Origin of the sequence: Pseudorhodobacter turbinis (genome assembly GCF_005234135.1) — a bacterium.
GTDB classification, from domain to species: Bacteria; Pseudomonadota; Alphaproteobacteria; order Rhodobacterales; family Rhodobacteraceae; genus Pseudorhodobacter; species Pseudorhodobacter turbinis.
The window spans coordinates 1,799,963-1,816,943 of sequence record NZ_CP039964.1 but is presented as its reverse complement, the minus strand read 5'-3'; the positions used below and the strand labels follow the sequence as shown (position 1 = coordinate 1,816,943).

Here is a 16,981-nt window from a genome sequence, read left to right as displayed (position 1 = left end):
GGATGAGACTGTTTGTTGGGTTGGATGTATCGCTGGCAAAGACCGCAATTTGCGTGATCAGCGAGCATGGCAAGATCGTGAAAGAAGCGCAGGTCGCCAGTGAACCTGAAGAATTGGTGCGTTGGGCCCGCGAACAGGACGGCACTATTGCCGCCATTGGGCTCGAGGCTGGCCCATTGTCGCAATGGTTGCACCGTGGGCTGACGTTAGCAGGTCTGGATGTCATCCTAATGGAAACCCGCCAGGTAAAAAGCGCCCTGAAGGCGATGCCAATCAAGACGGACCGGCGGGATGCCGAGGGCATTGCGCGCCTGCTTCACCTTGGCTGGTTCCGGCCCGTTCACTGCAAATCCGTCTCGGCGCAAGAAGTTCGTGCCGTGCTCGGTGCCCGAAAGGCCATCCAGCAAGGTATGATCGCCCTGGAAATGTCTATGCGTGGGCTGTTGCGGAACTTTGGGTTGAAAGTTGGTGCCATCTCTCGGGGCAGGTATGACCACCGGATCCGCGAACTGGCGGACGGCAATTCGATGCTGGAGGCCGCGACAGGCCCTATGCTTCGGGCGCGTGCGTCCCTTCGACAAGAGCTGGCGGTATTGGAACGCCTTGTCCGCCAGATGGCTCAGGATGCCCCTGTATGTCGTCGACTTATGTCGATGCCCCCTCTCGGGCCATTGCTTTGCAATGCCCTGCCGGGCAGCGGGAGTGGGAGCTGTTGTCGCGCTAACCTACAGATCAGCCGTCGATGACCCCACCCGGTTCACATCTCCCAAGAATGTTGGCCCGTGGGTCGGCATGACGCCATCACGCAACCAGTCGGGCGAACGCGATGTCTCAGGCGGCATCACCAAGGCAGGTGATGTCAACCTGCGCCGCGCGCTATGTCAGGCTGCGACCGTGATGTTGCACCGCGGGCGTTCGACCTGGCTGAGAACATGGGCAGCGCAAGTCTCCCGCCGCAGAGGTGGTAAGCGCGCCATGGTCGCGCTAGCCCGGCGTATCGGGGTGATCCTGCACCGGATGTGGGTTGATGACACCGATTTCCGACCACACACTGCCGTGCCCCATGCCACCTGACGGATTGTATTCCCAACCGATGCCTGCCTGACCGCAGGCCTTCGAGGTTCCCCCAGAGGCGTGGTTCCGATAATGCCGTGCTCCGGACTGTTGCCGACCAACATTGAGCACACCTATGAGATGGGCACATCGGAATTGCATTTGAACCAGCACGATGTTGGCAGCCATCGCGCTGCCCACGGGTCGAAGCATGCACCCGGGATGATCTCCGACGAAGGCCGCGGCGAAAGCAGAACGGCTCAGAAAGCAACTGTCATCAAATCTGCAACTATGCGGTCGGATGCGTATGTCAAAAAGCACTTGACGGAGACGTCCCCGTTACCGAAGGCTGGAGCCTAAAAAGCACCGCGTAGAGGATCACCGATTTTGGGTAGTGGTTTCCTTTGAAATCAATTGTCACAGTTGATTGCTCGCCTTCAAGTGTAAAGGCATGCTGCTAGCACAATCGAACCGCTACGACCAACAGCGAAAACTTTGCGACAGAACCAAACAAGTCTGGTCTTCCCTGAATCTGGCAGTGTCGAATACACGGACCCATGGAAGCGGCTGGCCCGTGAGAATTGCAACTGGGATCACGGCAAGATTGCAGACGCCTTCCGTTCGTTCTGCACACAAACGGCGTTGTTGCAGAACTCTGTCTGTGGACGATTCACACTGTGAATCCAAGTGGTTATACAGGCTGCATGAGCAAGCCATCACCCGCCCGCTACCGCACCACGGACTGGTCCAGCTACACCGCGTCATTAAAGAAGCGCGGGTCGTTGCTGATCTGGCTAGACAAGGAGATGACTTGGCTCGCGCCGCATGACGGGAGCCCCGGCCGCCCTGCGGTGTTCTCTGATGCCGCGATCCAGTTCTGCTTGACGATCAAGGTCCTGTTCAAATTGCCACTGAGGCAGACGACAGGGATGGTTGCAAGCCTACTGAAGATGGCGGACCTGAACTGGGCCGTTCCGGATTACACGACGCTGTGCCGCAGACAGAAGACGCTCGCAGTCCAGATCCCGTATCGCCGCGCTGAAGGTCCCTTGAACCTGCTCGTTGACAGTACCGGGATCAGGTTCCTCGGCGATGGCGAGTGGCAGGCGCGCAAGCATGGCGTTCAGGGCCGTCGTCAATCGTTGCCCGGCAACGGTTTTCCTGCAAACCGTGAGAGGGGGCGTAAGGTGCCTCTGGCCATGGACACGGCCACTTCGGACATCCGGGCGGTGGAGTTCACCCCCAGCAGAGATGGCGACAGCCCGGTCTTGCCGGAGTTGCTCGACCAGATCCCCGAGGGCGAAGTGATCGGCACGGTGACCGCAGATGGCGCCTATGACACCCGCCGCTGCCACACGGCCATCATCGACCGCCAGGCCACGCCGATCATCCCCATCCGCAAGAATGGGCGGCCGTGGAAAGAGGATTGCCCGGCGGCGATTGCGAGAAACGATACCCTGCGGGCCACTCGGCACTACGGCAGGGCGTTCTGGAAGCGCTGGACCGGATATCACGCACGAAGTCGGATCGAGGCAAAGATGCGGTGCCTCAAGGCCTTTGGGGAGCGGATCGCCGCGAGAGACCCAGACCGGCAAACTGCCGAAATCCAAGTCCGCATCGCCCTCATAAACCGCTTCAACGCACGCGGCACCGCCGAGATCGTTCGCGTGGCCTGAAGCCAACGGGGAAAGGGGAAGTCATGCCCTTAGGCTGCAGTTGCGCAACAATGCCCACCCAAAAGCATATCACACTGGGCGCAAAGAACATCGAAACGGTATTTGTGGATTTCTGCAAAAGCCAGATCCGGATATAATTTGACCGTCCGACAAACGGTGATTTTGAGAGGGTTGCTAAAGCGCTGCGAATGGCCGGTTAGAGCCCACAACCTACCGTTTGCAAAGCTCGACCATCGTTTTGTCGCTGGAAGCCCGCAACAGAAGATAGAGTGCTTTAATGCCTATCAGCGACTTTATCACCCGCTTCGAACCGATGCTGTAAACGGGATGGGGATGAAGGTGGCAATAAATTGGGATGTATACTTTACATCCACCTTATGCCCAAATGTCCTTGACCAGTATAAGCCGTGCGTGAAAAATTGAACCTTTAAACGCTAACTATGCGTATTATATTTTTTCGGTGGAGTGGCTTTAATGAAGATCAGATCACTAATTGGAATGACATGCCTGGCACTCGGGCTGGCGTCACCGAGCTTTGCCGCGTATTATGATGTTGGTTTCAGCTTAAAAGGCTACACTGCGCCCTAGTACGTGATGGGCACACTTACCTTTTCGTCGGTAGCCGACGGAGAACAGCCGATTTATGCGCTTTCGGACGCCATAACCGGGAGGCGCTGGGAGTATGTTTCAGGGACCTTCACTTTCCATAATGGACAAGTCACCTCGGCCAGTTTTTCCGCAGATCTACCTTTCGGGATGTCGTACTACTCTTTTTCTGGCGACAACAACACCGCGAGATTTACCATTTGGGAACTTCACGAGCCCTGGAATGACAGTGATTGGCTAGTGGGAGGAGAGGTCAGGGGTCCTATCCATTTTGACGTTCCAATCGCCCCTGTTCCACTTCCGGCCTCTTTACCTCTCCTGTTGGTGGGACTGGCGGGATTTGTTGGCCTTCGCCACAAGAGAAAGCAAACCGAGCAGGTTTAAGATCACCTGCGCGTCGTGTTGCAACGTGACCCGATGGCCTTCTGGGGTGCGATAGGCAGGTTCACTCGTAGCGAAGCTGTCAAACTTCACATCATAGGTCGGCGAGGTCGGTTTACTCATGCAGGGAAGCTACCACACTGGTTTCACGACATGAATCCCTCAACCCCTTTGTGCAACAGTGCCCTCTTGGCTCAATCCCTCTATCGACTGATTTTCTATTAAATTACCTGAGTGCCCATTTTTCAAATGTCTGCACCAGAAAGTTGCCGAGCTGCAAATGGGCAGCCTCAATCCTTCAAACGAAATAACGCGCCGGAAACATCATCGGGGAAATCTTCTCCGCCAAAATAGGATGCAAGATCCCAAACAAGCGCTTCGAGCAGGGCCGGATTCGTCATATCCTTGTTTGCCTGCAAAATACGCGTCAAGCCCTCCTCTCCCAGCTCCACCCCCTCGGGCGAAGGGCACTCTGTCACCCCGTCAGAGACCAGAAAAAGCCGATCCCCCGGGAAAAGCTGCGCCTCCACACGTTCGAATTCTGCGTCCTGGATCAGGCCAATCGGCATGCCACCTTCACCGATATAATCAACCGCGCCTGACTTTCGAATCACCGCAGGGTGTGGGTGCCCCGCTTGAACCAACTGCACCCGCCCCGAAAACAAATCGATATCGGCGTAGGCAAGTGTGAAGTATTGCTCAACCTGGATATCTTCGAACATCATTCGGTTCAGCCGCGCCGCGACCTCTTCTGGTGGATGGGCATCTCGTTCACCTTGGGAATTGAGTGTCAGGGCAACGTTATGATCCGGCGTCGAACCGGTCAAAAGCCCCGCAAGCCGCGCCGTCATCATGGCCGAGGCAACCCCATGCCCCGAAACATCCACCGAATAAACACCGATTCGCTGGGGATTAATCTCAAAAAAACCGACTAAATCACCACCAACATGGCCCGAAGGGCGCAGAAGGGCCGACACCTCCCCCTTGCCGAAATCCCGAAATCGTTCTCGGATCAAGGTTTGTTGCAGCTTTCTTGCCTCGATCAGATCCCGATCCAGCGAATCATAAAGGTTTTGCAGCTCGTTCAGCGTTGCCCCGACAAGCCGGTTCTTTTCCATCAGCTCCGCTTGCATACCAATAATACGTTCGCCCGCGCGAAAACGGGCGCGCAACTCATCCGAGTTTACGGGTTTCGCCAGAAAATCATCCGCACCGCAGTCCAAACCATCCGCAATCTCTGCCTTTTCCGACTTGGAGGTAAGCAGGATGAAATATCCGTAGTTCTCACGTGGTAGCTTCTTGAATTCCCTGCAAAATTCCAGACCATTCATTCCGGGCATCATCCAGTCGCTCAACACGATATCAAAATCCGTTTCACAACAAAGCGCCAAAGCAGACAGGCCACTATCCGCCTCTGTCACGCGATACCCCGCGCGCGCCAGAACCATTGCCAAGATACGTCGTTGGGCACGGCTGTCATCAGCAACCAACACATGCAACTTTGGCGCACTGGACAGCACTAAACCTTCCCCTGAATCCTTTGGCAAAACTGTCGACACAGCATTTCCTTTGCTACTAGTTCCTTCGGATATGCAGACAAAACCTTAAGGGCCGGTGAAGCCTAAAATTTGCAGTTCATTGGGCAAGCGGGCTTACCTGTTGTTAAGTCCTAACCTGCAAACTCGCTGTCGGGTGGCTAATGAGAGTGACGTATTGGGGTAATGATGATTGATTGGGATCGCATAAATGAATTGCGCAATGAAATCGGTGCAGAGGACTTCGCCGAAGTCGTGGAAATGTTTCTCGAAGAGGCCGATGAGGTCGCGGTAACGATAGCGGCAGGCATTGAGCCTGACGCAGTGGAAGCCGCACTTCATTTTCTAAAGGGCAGCGCCCTCAACCTCGGGTTTCAGGAATTGGCGCAGCTTTGCCAGACCGGCGAAAAAGCCGCCGCCAAAGGTGATGCGGCGACGATCGACCTTGGTAAGGTCATCTCTGTTTATGAAGAGTCAAAAACCAGCTTCACGCAGGGTAAGGAAACTTACGCCGCGTGAAGGGTTAGATCAGAAAAGCGGCCAGTGCCTCATCTGCCGTAATATCACGGTAGGCGAAGCCCGCTTTGGTCATCGCAGCAAAAAGCGGCGGGAAGTTCTCGGCGCGGGTCGTTTCAATCCCGATCAGGACAGAGCCAAAATTACGCGCGGATTTCTTAAGGTACTCAAACCGCGCGATATCATCATCCGGGCTAAGCATCATCAAGAACTCTTTCAATGCGCCCGGACGCTGCGGCATGCGCAGGATGAAATACTTTTTCAGCCCCAGGAACTGCTGCGCGCGCTCCTTCACCTCTGGCAAACGTTCAAAATCAAAGTTCCCGCCAGAGGTCACGCAAACCACCGTTTTCCCGGCGATCTGATCGGCGATGCTCGGCAGGACATCAACCGAAAGCGCGCCGGCAGGTTCGAGCACGATGCCTTCGACGTTCAGCATGTCCAGCATTGTCACGCAAATCCGATCCTCGGGCGCAAGATAGACCTGCGACGGCTCGGCCCATTTCAACATCTCATAGGTGCAGGCGCCCAAACGTGCGACAGCCGCGCCATCAACAAATGAATTCACCTCGGCAAGTGTCACCGGCCCACCTGCCGTCAAAGCTGCGGTCAGGCTTGCTCCCCCCAAAGGCTCTACAAAACAAAACCGGGTTTCAGGGGCTTCTTGCCGCAAATACCCCGTCACGCCAGAGGCAAGACCACCACCTCCAACAGGCAAAACAACCAGATCCGGCGCGCGGCCAAGCTGTTCCATAATCTCAACCGCGACACTCGCCTGCCCCTCAATCACATCAGGGTCATCGAAAGGCGACAGAAAATGCGCGCCCTTTTCAGTGCAAAAGCTTTGTGCAGCAGCCAGTGTCTGATCAAAGTAATCGCCTGTCAGAACGATTTCGACACTATCACCGCCAAAAACACGGGTCTTTTCGATTTTCTGCTGCGGCGTGGTAACCGGCATAAAGATCGTTCCGCGCACTCCGTAATGCTTGCACGCATAGGCCACGCCTTGCGCATGATTGCCGGCACTTGCACATACAAATTGCTCTTGCTCGGGGTTGGTCGCACGGACCTTGCGCATCGCATTCACCGCACCACGGATTTTATAGGAGCGCACCGGTGCCAGATCTTCCCGCTTCAGCCAGATATCCGCGCCAAAACGGTCAGAAAGATAGTCATTACGCTGCAACGGCGTCGGATCAAAGAGATCACGCAGGGCGGCAGTGGCAAGGCGGGCGGCTTGGGCAAAATCATGCATAATCCCGATTAGACCCATCCACAGACCAAAGACAAGTTAAACAGCCGCTTTTATGATGTAAATTGTTAACCGCACGCAGGCCCCACCGCTTGCTCTTGCAAGGAATACCCAGTATTTGCAGGAAAATCGTGAAGGAGAAGCCATGTCTGCCGCCACCACATTTGCCCCGAAAAAAGTCGTTCTTGCCTATTCGGGGGGGCTTGATACCTCGATCATCCTGAAATGGTTGCAAACCGAATACGGCTGTGAGGTGATCACCTTCACCGCCGATCTCGGCCAGGGGGAGGAGTTGGAGCCTGCCCGCGCCAAGGCAGAATTGCTGGGCATCAAACCGGAAAACATCCATGTCGAAGATGTTCGCGAAGAATTTGTCCGTGATTTCGTCTTTCCGATGTTCCGCGCAAATGCGCTTTATGAGGGGTTGTATTTGCTTGGCACCTCAATCGCGCGGCCATTGATTTCCAAGCGTCTGGTCGAGCTGGCACATGAACATGGTGCCGATGCAGTTGCGCACGGGGCGACAGGTAAAGGCAACGACCAGGTTCGGTTTGAACTTTCTGCCTATGCGCTGGACCCTTCGATCAAGGTCATCGCGCCATGGCGGGAGTGGGATTTGACCAGCCGCACCAAGCTGATTGAATTTGCCGAGAAAAACCAAATTCCAATTGCCAAGGACAAGCGCGGTGAGGCGCCGTTCTCGGTTGATGCGAACCTTTTGCATACCTCTTCGGAAGGCAAAGCGCTGGAGGATCCGGCGGTTGAAGCGCCCGAATACGTCTATCAGCGTACGGTCGCACCCGAAGATGCCCCAAACACACCGCAATATATCGAGGTGACGTTTGAAAAAGGCGATGCTGTTGCGATTGACGGTGAGGCGATGTCACCGGCCACCATCCTGACCAAGCTGAACGAGCTGGGCGGCAAGCACGGCATCGGGCGGCTCGACTTTGTAGAAAACCGCTTCATCGGCATGAAATCCCGCGGGATCTATGAAACCCCCGGCGGCACCGTTCTGTTGGAGGCCCACCGCGCGATTGAGCAAATCACACTGGATTCGGGCGCAGGCCATCTGAAAGACAGCATCATGCCGCGCTATGCAGAGCTGATCTATAACGGCTTCTGGTTCAGCCCCGAGCGGGAAATGCTGCAGGCGCTGATCGATAAATCCCAAGACCATGTGTCGGGTACGGTTCGCTTGAAGCTTTATAAAGGGATGGCAAGCTGTGTCGGTCGCTGGTCCGATCATTCGCTTTATTCCGAGGCGCATGTGACCTTTGAAGATGACGCCGGCGCATATGACCAAAAAGACGCGGCGGGCTTCATCCGCTTGAATGCGCTGCGTTTGAAATTGATCGCGACCCGGAACGCCAAGTTCAAATAAAGCCGATATTAGGCGTAACCTATTGAAATTAAATAAAACCGCGCAGAACACTGTGCGGTTTTATTATTTCCAATGCTTCACCTTGCCGTGAGATCACGGGCAGGTGCATTGCGCGAAGGGGCAACTCAGGCAAACTGGTTCAAACATTGGAAAAGAGGTCTGCTATGATGAAATGGGTTTTAACTGCGGCGGTGCTGGCAACAACTGTCGGCATGGCGCAGGCAGAGACCGAAAAGGCAATCGTAGCGGGCGGTTGCTTTTGGTGCGTAGAGGCTGATTTTGAATCTGTCGACGGGGTGAAATCGGTTGTGTCGGGTTATACTGGCGGCAGCACTAAAAACCCGACTTATAAAGAGGTAGGTCGCGGCAACACCGGCCATTTTGAAGCCGTCGAGATTACCTTCGACAACGCCAAAATCAGCTATGCCAAGGTGCTGGAAATGTTCCTTCGTTCGGTTGATCCTTTGGATGCAGGCGGGCAGTTTTGTGATCGGGGTGACGTGTACCGCACTGCAATCTTTCCGCTGAATGACACCCAAAAAGCCATTGCCGTTTCGGAAAAAGAAAAGGCAAATCAGGCGCTTGGCCGTGATGTCGTAACGCCTATCCTTGCGGCCCAGACATTCTACATCGCCGAGGACTACCACCAGGATTACTACAAAGGGAGTAACCTTGTGCTGACCCGTGGCGGCCCGAAAAAACAGTCAGAGGCCTATAAATTTTACCGCGAAGGCTGTGGCCGGGATGCGCGCGTGAAAGAAGTTTGGGGCAACGCCGCCCCCTTCGCGCATTAAGGCGCATTTTCTAAAAACGCGTCGACCTCTGCGCGGCTTGGCATCGCAGAGGTCGCGTCGGCTTGGGTAACCTGCAAAGCGCTTGCGGCAACGGCGCGGCGCAAGGCCATTTCCGGGTCAAGCCCCGCATCCAATGCAGCCGCGATCGTACCGGCAAAACAATCGCCGGCGCCCGTGGTATCCACCGCCGTCACGGGAAACGCAGGCGCATGCAGCGGGTCTTTGCCCCAGCGATGCCACTCCGCGCCCTTGCTGCCCTTGGTGATGATAACATCGCAATCGGGCAACGAACCAAAAGCCGCGACCATTTCCTCTGCCTCGCCCTCATTCATCAGCAAAAGAGAGGTAAAGCGAACCACCTCTTTCAATGGCCCCAGCTCAAACGGGGCGGGGGAATAGAGCACGCGCAACCCCATATCAGCGGCCAGCCGAACCGAGGCAGATTGGGCTGAAGTCTCATTTTGCAGTATCAACATATCATCAGGACAAGCAGATTCCAGCACGCGGGCAACATGGCCATCAGGGATATGGCGGTTTGCACCGGGGAACAGAATTATGCTGTTTTCGGCCGACCGATCCACTTGAATGATCGCGTGACCGGTCGGTGTATTGAGCTGCAACACATTGCCAAGATCCACATTATGGCCGCGCAATGCCTCCATCATCCAATCGGAATCCGGGCCGATTGCACCGATGTGAAATACCTTTGCGCCAGCCTTCGCCGCCGCAACCGATTGATTGGCCCCCTTGCCCCCCAGCCCGCGGCTATATTCCAATGCACAAAGCGTTTCGCCGGGACGGACCAAATGCGGCACCTGATAGACGTGATCAATGTTAATCGATCCAAGATTATAAACCGCCATCTGATGCCTTTTCGGGTTTGTTCGGGATGTTTTCGGGGCGGATCGATCCCGCCCCGAAAAACAGATTAGCCAACCTTGCAGGCCGCCAAAACGGCCATGTTCAGGATGTCATTCACCGTAGAGGCACTGCTACAAATCTGGATCGGACGGCTGACGCCGGTCAGGATCGGCCCGATAACGGTTGCCCCTGCCATTTCCTGCATCAGCTTCACCGAGATAGAGGCAGAATGCCGCGCAGGAACCACAAGAATATTCGCAGGCCCCGTCAAACGGCTGAACGGATAATGTGCGGCCGCCTCTCGGTTCAGGGCGACATCAACAGTCATTTCACCTTCGTATTCAAAGTCCACGTTGCGCCCGTCCAACACCTTTGCCGCCAGATGCATTTTCGTGGCACGTTCCGACACAGGATAGCCGAAGGTAGAGAACGACACGAAGGCCACGCGCGGCTCCAGCCCCAAATTGCGGGCAACTTTTGCAGCTTGGGTGGCGATGTTAGCAAGGTCTTCCGGTTCGGGCCATTCATGGACCAAGGTGTCACTAATCAGCACAATCCGGCCTTTGTGCAGCAAGGCCGTAACGCCCACCGCACCGTCGGTGGCCTTTGCATCGAATACATTATTGATCAATGACAACACATGCGCCGATTTGCGCGTGGCACCCGTGACAAGCCCGTCACCATGATCATGTGCCAGCATCAATGATGCAAAAACATGCCGGTCACGGGCCGCAAGACGGTGGATATCTTGCTTGTCCTGACCTGCCCGTTGTAGCCGTTTGTACAGAAAATCACGGTAGGCATCGAGGTGGCGGCTGTTGGCTGCGTTAACAATTTCCAGCTCTCGGTAGCCATCCGCAAGGCCTGCCGCTTCGAGCTTTTCCCTAACATCCGCATCGCGGCCAACAACGATGGATTTGCCAAGCCCCGCACGCTGATAGGCAACGGCGGCGCGCAGAACACGCGGGTCATCACCTTCGGCAAAGATCATCCGGGCCTGCGCCTGACGGGCGCGGGCATAAAGCCCCTGCACGATGGTGGCGGTCGGGTCCATGCGGGATTTCAGCGTCAGCTCATAGGCGTTCATATCCACGATCGGACGGCGGGCAACGCCGGTATCCATCCCTGCCTTGGCAACCGCCGGCGGGATCACATAGATCAAGCGCGGATCGAACGGCGTGGGAATAATGTATTCACGTCCAAAGGCCAGCTTGCGGCCGTAGGCCATCGCCACCTCATCGGGAACATCTTCGCGCGCCAGCTTGGCAAGGGCCTCGGCGCAGGCGATTTTCATTTCATCATTGATCGCGCGAGCATGGATATCCAGCGCGCCACGGAAGAGGTATGGAAAGCCAAGAACATTATTGACCTGATTGGGGTAATCAGAGCGCCCCGTAGCAACAATCGCATCGGGACGAACGGCATGCGCCTCTTCGGGGGTGATTTCGGGGTCGGGGTTGGCCATTGCGAAAATAACCGGATCTTCGGCCATAGCAGAGACCATTTCAGGCGTCACAGCCCCCTTGGCCGAGACACCAAGAAACACATCCGCCCCCGCCATCGCCTCTTCCAGCGTGCGCAGGCTGGTATTGGCAGCATGGGCCGATTTCCACTGGTTCATACCTTCGGTGCGGCCTTGATAGATTACACCCTTGGTATCGCACATGATGCAATTGTCATGCTTGGCACCCATCGATTTCAGCAGCTCAAGACAAGCAATCCCCGCCGCCCCTGCCCCGTTTAAAACGATCCGAACGTCGCCGATTTTCTTGCCCGAGATCTCTAGCGCGTTAATCAAGCCAGCCGCACAGATAACGGCGGTGCCGTGCTGATCGTCGTGGAAAACCGGAATATCCATCATCTCTTTGAGGCGCTGCTCGATGATAAAACACTCTGGTGCTTTGATATCTTCCAGATTGATACCGCCAAAGGTCGGCCCCATCAGGGACACGGCCTTGATGATTTCCTCTGCGTCTTCGGTGTCCAGCTCAATATCGATCGCGTTCACATCCGCGAACCGTTTGAATAGGACCGCCTTACCCTCCATCACCGGCTTGGAGGCCAGCGCGCCAAGGTTGCCCATCCCCAAAATCGCGGTGCCATTGGTGATAACCGCAACCATATTGCCCTTGACCGTATAGTCATAAGCCGTTTCCGGATTATCCGCGATCGCCTGAACCGGAACCGCAACACCCGGGCTATAGGCCAGCGAAAGATCGCGCTGGGTGGCCATAGGGGTTGTGGCGGTGATCTCAAACTTACCGGGACGTGGATCCATATGGTAGGCGAGCGCTTCTTCGGGGGTAACGCGGTTATTGGTGGTCATTGAGCAAAATTCCTTGGTTCTTTATTTATTATTAGCCAGACAGCCCATGTGGCACAATCCATTTAGAAAAAGTCAGGGCAGCAACGCCACCCAAGGGTTGGACTTGACGATCAAGCCATAGCGGTTCGGGAAATCCTGGCGTAAACGAGACCGCGCCCAAGACATAATATCCGACCGGTCGGCGCGTTTGGCACCCCAGAAAATACGCAGCAATATTGTCACATCGCTTTTGTCCAGATCGTAGGCGAGGTAAAGTGCTGCAATTTCCTGATAGGGTTCGCCTCGCGCCTTGTGACAATCCGCTTTGGCAACGCACAGCCCTGCATGGGTTTTGACCAGATCGCTGTGGTTCTCCAAAAGCTGCAAGGCGTGGTCGCATTCCCCCACACCAATCAAACGCCCTGCAAGGGTAAATAGCGAATGCGCGGTGGGCAGATTTGGAAAATACCCCAAAATGCATACGATAAAGGCCAGAATCTCGGCCACGGTCTGGTCTGAAAGTGCTACGGGAACAATGCCATCAAGATCAATCGAGGGGCTGGTTTTCGGGTCCGGCGTGTCAAAATCTGCAAAGAAGCTAACGTAACGGCAACCCGAAACATGGGCAAAGCCCCAATATTCATCCCAACGATGCACAGCCGTTTGCAGCGTGCCCAAGGCCAGAACAAAGGTTTGCGGGCTAGCAAACATCATATGGGTCAAATTCGCGGTATGGGGGGTGATTACCATCTCCGCATTGACCATAATCGCGATCTGTTCCAGCGGCGAAAGCGTGTCAAAAGCGACCTTTGCAAATCCGAACATCTGCAACATTTCAAACAGTTGCTGCGCCCCCACTATGCTGGCATCGCCGTCCGACAGGGTTACGAAAAACCGCTTTGGCAGATAGCTGAAATCCTTGCCCTCAATCGCACGCAGGGCCCGACGGCGCAGGGCAACCAAGCTGCTGCTAAAGGCGTTCATCGACAAGATCGTCCGCGACTCGACGTACCCATCATGCCCGCGAAACATTGCATCGGACGGCGCAAGATGGCCGACCGAACCGACCACCTCTGTCGGGAATTGGTAATATGCGTGAAGAAGGTCCAGCACCGTCAACACATGATCATAGCGCTTTGGTGCGGGCTCAAAAAAAACCCGGCCTACAAGCTCTGGGAAAAGATCGGCTATGATCTCTTGCACAGAAGGGTGTGGGCTCTTGACCCTGTTGGAAAAGTGGAAATAGACATCCCCGCGAAATCCGCACTCTACGATCTGTGCAAGCCGCGGCAACGCCTCGGCAATAAACGCATAGGGGTTGGTGATGCTGCGGCAGGCAATCGCAACGGCCAGATTTTTGGGCAAAGGCTGCTTGCACAAGGGAATGGAGGCTTCGATATTCTGGCTCTGGCACTCCTGAAAATAAGAGACAAGCTGCTCTTCGGGGTCGAGATCATCCTCTTGGTTTTCCCAACAATATCTTTTCAAAAACCGCGCACCGGGTAAAAGGACCTTACCTTGCGCCATGGCGAAGGATTCTGAAAAAGATGCATGCTCTAGCAAAACGGGAACGGTATTAAACTCAACTGCTCGCGAAAAGATCTTATGGCGTTTCGTGACGTTGAGATAGGCGTTGATTTTATAGTTCACCTCCTCAAACGCGCTGGCCGCAAAACCTTGGATCAAAGCGGGTGTCGCCGGGCGCCAGAAAAACTCTGCAGCATTCAACAACGATATTCCACCATCCCTGGCAGGGTTCAGGAACAGGTCCTGCGCGGGTACGGAAAAGTTGACTTGGCTTTGCATTCGCTCTTCGGTCCTTGCGGGAATATCGTCTTAGCGCAAGATGCACCATACGGGGGTAAAAGGTCTACCCGATATAGCGGTTTGATGTTGAATGCCCTTTCGCCTTGCCCTTCGGTTTTGTAGGATCGGCGCAAACTGGGGGTGGCGGTTGAACACTGAAAACGTAACGCCGATGATGGCGCAATATCTGGACATCAAATCCCGTCATCGGGATGCTTTGCTGTTTTACCGGATGGGCGATTTCTATGAAATGTTCTTTGAGGATGCGGTAAATGCCGCTGCCGCTTTGGACATTGCCTTGACCAAACGCGGCAAACATATGGGCGAGGATATCGCCATGTGCGGCGTGCCGTATCACGCCGCCGAGGGGTATTTGCTAACGCTGATCCGCAAAGGGTTTCGTGTGGCGATTGCCGAGCAGATGGAAAACCCCGCCGAGGCAAAAAAGCGGGGGGCAAAGTCCGTTGTTGCGCGGGATGTCGTGCGGCTGGTCACACCCGGCACATTGACCGAAGACACGCTTTTGGACGCACGTCGGCACAACTATCTGGCCGCTTTTAGCGAGGTTAGAGACGAATCTGCACTGGCTTGGTGCGATATCTCCACCGGTGAGTTGCGGGTGATGCCTTGCCCCCCAACGCGTTTGGGGCCGGAGTTGGCGCGGCTGTCGCCCAAAGAGCTTTTAGTGATCGACGGGTTCGATCTGGCGCTGGATGACGGGCCGGCCCTGACGCAGCTTGCTCGGTCCAGCTTTGACAGTGCCGGTGCCGAACGAAAACTGGCCGGTCTGTTTGGTGTCGCCTCATTGGAAGGTTTTGGCCAATTTGATCGCGCCGAGGTTTCCGCGATGGGTGCGCTGGTCGATTATCTGGACCTAACCCAGCGCGGTAACTTGCCGATGCTGCGCCCGCCCGTAAAGGAAGATCCCGGCGGTTTGGTGCAGATCGACACCTCCACCCGCCGCAATCTTGAGATAACAACAAGCCTGTCAGGCGCCAAAGACGGATCGCTTTTGGCTGTGGTGGACCGGACATTGACCGCCGGCGGCGGGAGGTTGTTGGAGCGCAGGCTTTCAGCGCCATCACGTGACCTGTCCCTGATCCAGTCGCGGCTGGAAGCTGTTGGTTTTCTGCAAGAACAGAGCCGTTTTCGTGCCGATCTACGCGACGCCCTGCGCCGCTGCCCTGACATAGACCGCGCCCTTTCCCGGCTTGCACTCGACCGGGGCGGGCCTCGCGACCTTGCGGCAATTCGGTCCGGCTTGGAACAAGCGCAGGCCCTGTCCCGCACATCCGCAGGCAAGGGCCCCGACCTGCTGCAACAGGCCACCGCAGAACTGACAGGCCACGAAGATTTGCATGCGCTTTTGGACGCCGCACTCGTGGCCGAGCCACCGATTCTAGCCCGTGACGGTGGCTTTATCGCAAGCGGCTATGATTCAGAACTGGATGAGGCACGCCAATTGCGTGATGAGGGCCGCGCGGTGATCGCCGCGATGCAGGCGGAATATGCGCAGCTTTCAGGGATCAGCAGCCTCAAGATCAAGCATAACAATGTGCTTGGCTATTTTGTGGATGTAACAACGACCCACGCGGAAAAGATGCAATCCGCGCCGTTGTCGGAAACCTTCATCCACCGGCAAACCACGGCGGGCCAAGTGCGCTTTACCACCGTCCGGCTGTCAGAGATGGAGACCAAAATCCTCAACGCCGGTAATCTTACGCTGGAAATCGAAAAGCGTCACTTTGCCAGCCTTCGGCAACACATTCTGGACCACGCCGCAGCACTTTCTAACACCGCGCGCGCGATTGCAGAGATTGATCTGAACGCAAGCTTTGCCGATCTGGCAGCCGAGGAAGGGTGGACAGCGCCTATCGTTGACAACAGCCGCGCCTTTAACATCCATGACGGTCGGCATCCCGTGGTGGAACGTGCCTTGCGAAAGCAGGGAAATACGCAATTTGTGGCCAATGACTGCGATCTGACGGCCAAGGACACCGCCGCAATCTGGCTGCTAACAGGCCCTAACATGGCGGGTAAGTCTACTTTTCTGCGCCAAAACGCGCTAATTGCACTGCTTGCACAGGCGGGTAGTTTTGTTCCGGCGAAATCGGCGCATATCGGGCTGGTCAGCCAGCTATTCAGCCGCGTTGGCGCATCGGATGATCTGGCCCGCGGGCGATCAACCTTCATGGTGGAGATGGTGGAAACCGCCGCGATCCTGCATCAGGCCGACGACCGTGCGCTGGTTATCCTCGATGAAATCGGACGCGGTACGGCGACCTATGACGGGCTATCGATCGCTTGGGCCACGCTTGAATATCTGCATGACAAAAACCAGTGTCGCGCACTCTTTGCCACCCATTACCATGAGATGACTTCCCTTGCGGACAAGCTGGCGGGGGTGGAAAATGCCACCGTCAGCGTAAAGGAATGGGAAGGCGACGTGATCTTTTTGCATGAAGTCAAAAAGGGCGCGGCGGATCGATCATACGGGGTGCAGGTCGCAAAACTTGCAGGGCTGCCGGATGCGGTAACGGATCGGGCTAAACTGGTTTTGGAAGCCTTGGAAAAAGGCGAGCGCGAAGGCGGCAAACAAAAGACGCTGATCGACGATCTGCCGCTGTTTCGTGTGGCACAACCTGCACCGCCCGAAAAACCCGCCAAAAATTCCAAGGTTGAAAACCGGATCAGGGAGGTCTTGCCAGATCAGCTGACGCCAATGGAGGCGCTGAGTTTGATCTATGAGCTGAAAGCGCAACTGGGCGGATAGAAATGGAAACGCCGGGACGAACCCGGCGTAACTTAAAAC

Annotated in this window: 12 protein-coding genes and 1 pseudogene; 7 read left to right on the top strand and 6 right to left on the bottom strand. The window is 55.7% G+C overall.

What is annotated here, in order from left to right; translation table 11 throughout:
* Window positions 1–2 precede the first annotated feature (2 nt).
* From EOK75_RS08690 to EOK75_RS21660, 3 genes and pseudogenes are all read left to right on the top strand, one after another.
* Window positions 3–1,074, top strand: a pseudogene (locus tag EOK75_RS08690) (IS110 family RNA-guided transposase).
* A 683-nt stretch (window positions 1,075–1,757) separates the two neighbouring features.
* Window positions 1,758–2,729 (top strand): IS5 family transposase, encoded by a 972-nt coding sequence (locus EOK75_RS08685; protein ID WP_137193576.1) that lies wholly within the window; start codon window positions 1,758–1,760, stop codon window positions 2,727–2,729.
* A 594-nt stretch (window positions 2,730–3,323) separates the two neighbouring features.
* Window positions 3,324–3,719: a VPLPA-CTERM sorting domain-containing protein gene (locus EOK75_RS21660; RefSeq protein WP_137193575.1), complete on the top strand. Its 396-nt coding sequence runs from the start codon at window positions 3,324–3,326 to the stop codon at window positions 3,717–3,719.
* On the opposite strand, the gene EOK75_RS20800 is transcribed toward EOK75_RS21660, so the two are convergent.
* Window positions 3,645–3,839, bottom strand: coding sequence for a hypothetical protein (locus EOK75_RS20800; RefSeq protein ID WP_168199096.1), 195 nt, complete (start codon window positions 3,837–3,839; stop codon window positions 3,645–3,647). The two genes, EOK75_RS21660 and EOK75_RS20800, sit on opposite strands and share 75 nt — an antisense overlap.
* A gap of 167 nt (window positions 3,840–4,006) precedes the next feature.
* Window positions 4,007–5,275 (bottom strand): PP2C family protein-serine/threonine phosphatase, encoded by a 1,269-nt coding sequence (locus EOK75_RS08675; protein WP_240793952.1) that lies wholly within the window; start codon window positions 5,273–5,275, stop codon window positions 4,007–4,009.
* A gap of 165 nt (window positions 5,276–5,440) precedes the next feature.
* On the opposite strand from EOK75_RS08675, the gene EOK75_RS08670 reads away from it, so the two are divergent.
* Complete coding sequence (locus EOK75_RS08670) at window positions 5,441–5,770, top strand: Hpt domain-containing protein (protein WP_137193574.1); 330 nt, start codon at window positions 5,441–5,443, stop codon at window positions 5,768–5,770.
* A gap of 4 nt (window positions 5,771–5,774) precedes the next feature.
* Here the strand turns inward: EOK75_RS08670 and ilvA are convergent, their stop codons facing one another.
* The gene (ilvA, locus tag EOK75_RS08665) at window positions 5,775–7,022 is read right to left on the bottom strand and encodes a threonine ammonia-lyase IlvA (RefSeq protein ID WP_137193573.1); all 1,248 of its coding nucleotides are present in this window, start codon (window positions 7,020–7,022) and stop codon (window positions 5,775–5,777) included.
* A 142-nt stretch (window positions 7,023–7,164) separates the two neighbouring features.
* On the opposite strand from ilvA, the gene EOK75_RS08660 reads away from it, so the two are divergent.
* Together EOK75_RS08660 and msrA are read left to right on the top strand one after the other, a co-directional pair.
* Window positions 7,165–8,403 (top strand): argininosuccinate synthase, encoded by a 1,239-nt coding sequence (locus tag EOK75_RS08660; RefSeq protein WP_137193572.1) that lies wholly within the window; start codon window positions 7,165–7,167, stop codon window positions 8,401–8,403.
* Between the two features lie 164 nt (window positions 8,404–8,567).
* The gene (msrA, locus tag EOK75_RS08655) at window positions 8,568–9,197 is read left to right on the top strand and encodes a peptide-methionine (S)-S-oxide reductase MsrA (RefSeq protein WP_420821908.1); all 630 of its coding nucleotides are present in this window, start codon (window positions 8,568–8,570) and stop codon (window positions 9,195–9,197) included.
* Here the strand turns inward: msrA and EOK75_RS08650 are convergent.
* The 3 genes from EOK75_RS08650 to EOK75_RS08640 form a co-directional block, all read right to left on the bottom strand.
* Window positions 9,194–10,060: a ribokinase gene (locus EOK75_RS08650; RefSeq protein WP_137193571.1), complete on the bottom strand. Its 867-nt coding sequence runs from the start codon at window positions 10,058–10,060 to the stop codon at window positions 9,194–9,196. The genes msrA and EOK75_RS08650 overlap by 4 nt on opposite strands.
* A 65-nt stretch (window positions 10,061–10,125) precedes the next feature.
* Window positions 10,126–12,384, bottom strand: a complete 2,259-nt coding sequence (locus EOK75_RS08645) for an NADP-dependent malic enzyme (protein WP_137193570.1) — start codon at window positions 12,382–12,384, stop codon at window positions 10,126–10,128.
* Window positions 12,385–12,456: 72 nt separating this feature from the next.
* A complete protein-coding gene (locus tag EOK75_RS08640) occupies window positions 12,457–14,169 on the bottom strand; it encodes a glycosyltransferase 61 family protein (RefSeq protein WP_137193569.1) in 1,713 nt (570 codons plus the stop codon).
* Window positions 14,170–14,341: 172 nt separating this feature from the next.
* On the opposite strand from EOK75_RS08640, the gene mutS reads away from it, so the two are divergent.
* A complete protein-coding gene (gene mutS, locus EOK75_RS08635) occupies window positions 14,342–16,942 on the top strand; it encodes a DNA mismatch repair protein MutS (RefSeq protein ID WP_168199235.1) in 2,601 nt (866 codons plus the stop codon).
* Window positions 16,943–16,981 lie beyond the last annotated feature (39 nt).

Excerpts from the sequence above, each read along its gene's own strand:
- EOK75_RS08685 (WP_137193576.1), top strand. The coding sequence starts at position 1,758 with ATGAGCAAGCCATCACCCGCCCGCTACCGCACCACGGACTGGTCCAGC.
- EOK75_RS21660 (WP_137193575.1), top strand. The coding sequence starts at position 3,324 with ATGGGCACACTTACCTTTTCGTCGGTAGCCGACGGAGAACAGCCGATT.
- EOK75_RS20800 (WP_168199096.1), bottom strand. The coding sequence starts at position 3,839 with ATGAGTAAACCGACCTCGCCGACCTATGATGTGAAGTTTGACAGCTTC.
- EOK75_RS08670 (WP_137193574.1), top strand. The coding sequence starts at position 5,441 with ATGATTGATTGGGATCGCATAAATGAATTGCGCAATGAAATCGGTGCA.
- ilvA (WP_137193573.1), bottom strand. The coding sequence starts at position 7,022 with ATGCATGATTTTGCCCAAGCCGCCCGCCTTGCCACTGCCGCCCTGCGT.
- EOK75_RS08660 (WP_137193572.1), top strand. The coding sequence starts at position 7,165 with ATGTCTGCCGCCACCACATTTGCCCCGAAAAAAGTCGTTCTTGCCTAT.
- msrA (WP_420821908.1), top strand. The coding sequence starts at position 8,568 with ATGATGAAATGGGTTTTAACTGCGGCGGTGCTGGCAACAACTGTCGGC.
- EOK75_RS08650 (WP_137193571.1), bottom strand. The coding sequence starts at position 10,060 with ATGGCGGTTTATAATCTTGGATCGATTAACATTGATCACGTCTATCAG.
- EOK75_RS08645 (WP_137193570.1), bottom strand. The coding sequence starts at position 12,384 with ATGACCACCAATAACCGCGTTACCCCCGAAGAAGCGCTCGCCTACCAT.
- EOK75_RS08640 (WP_137193569.1), bottom strand. The coding sequence starts at position 14,169 with ATGCAAAGCCAAGTCAACTTTTCCGTACCCGCGCAGGACCTGTTCCTG.
- mutS (WP_168199235.1), top strand. The coding sequence starts at position 14,342 with ATGATGGCGCAATATCTGGACATCAAATCCCGTCATCGGGATGCTTTG.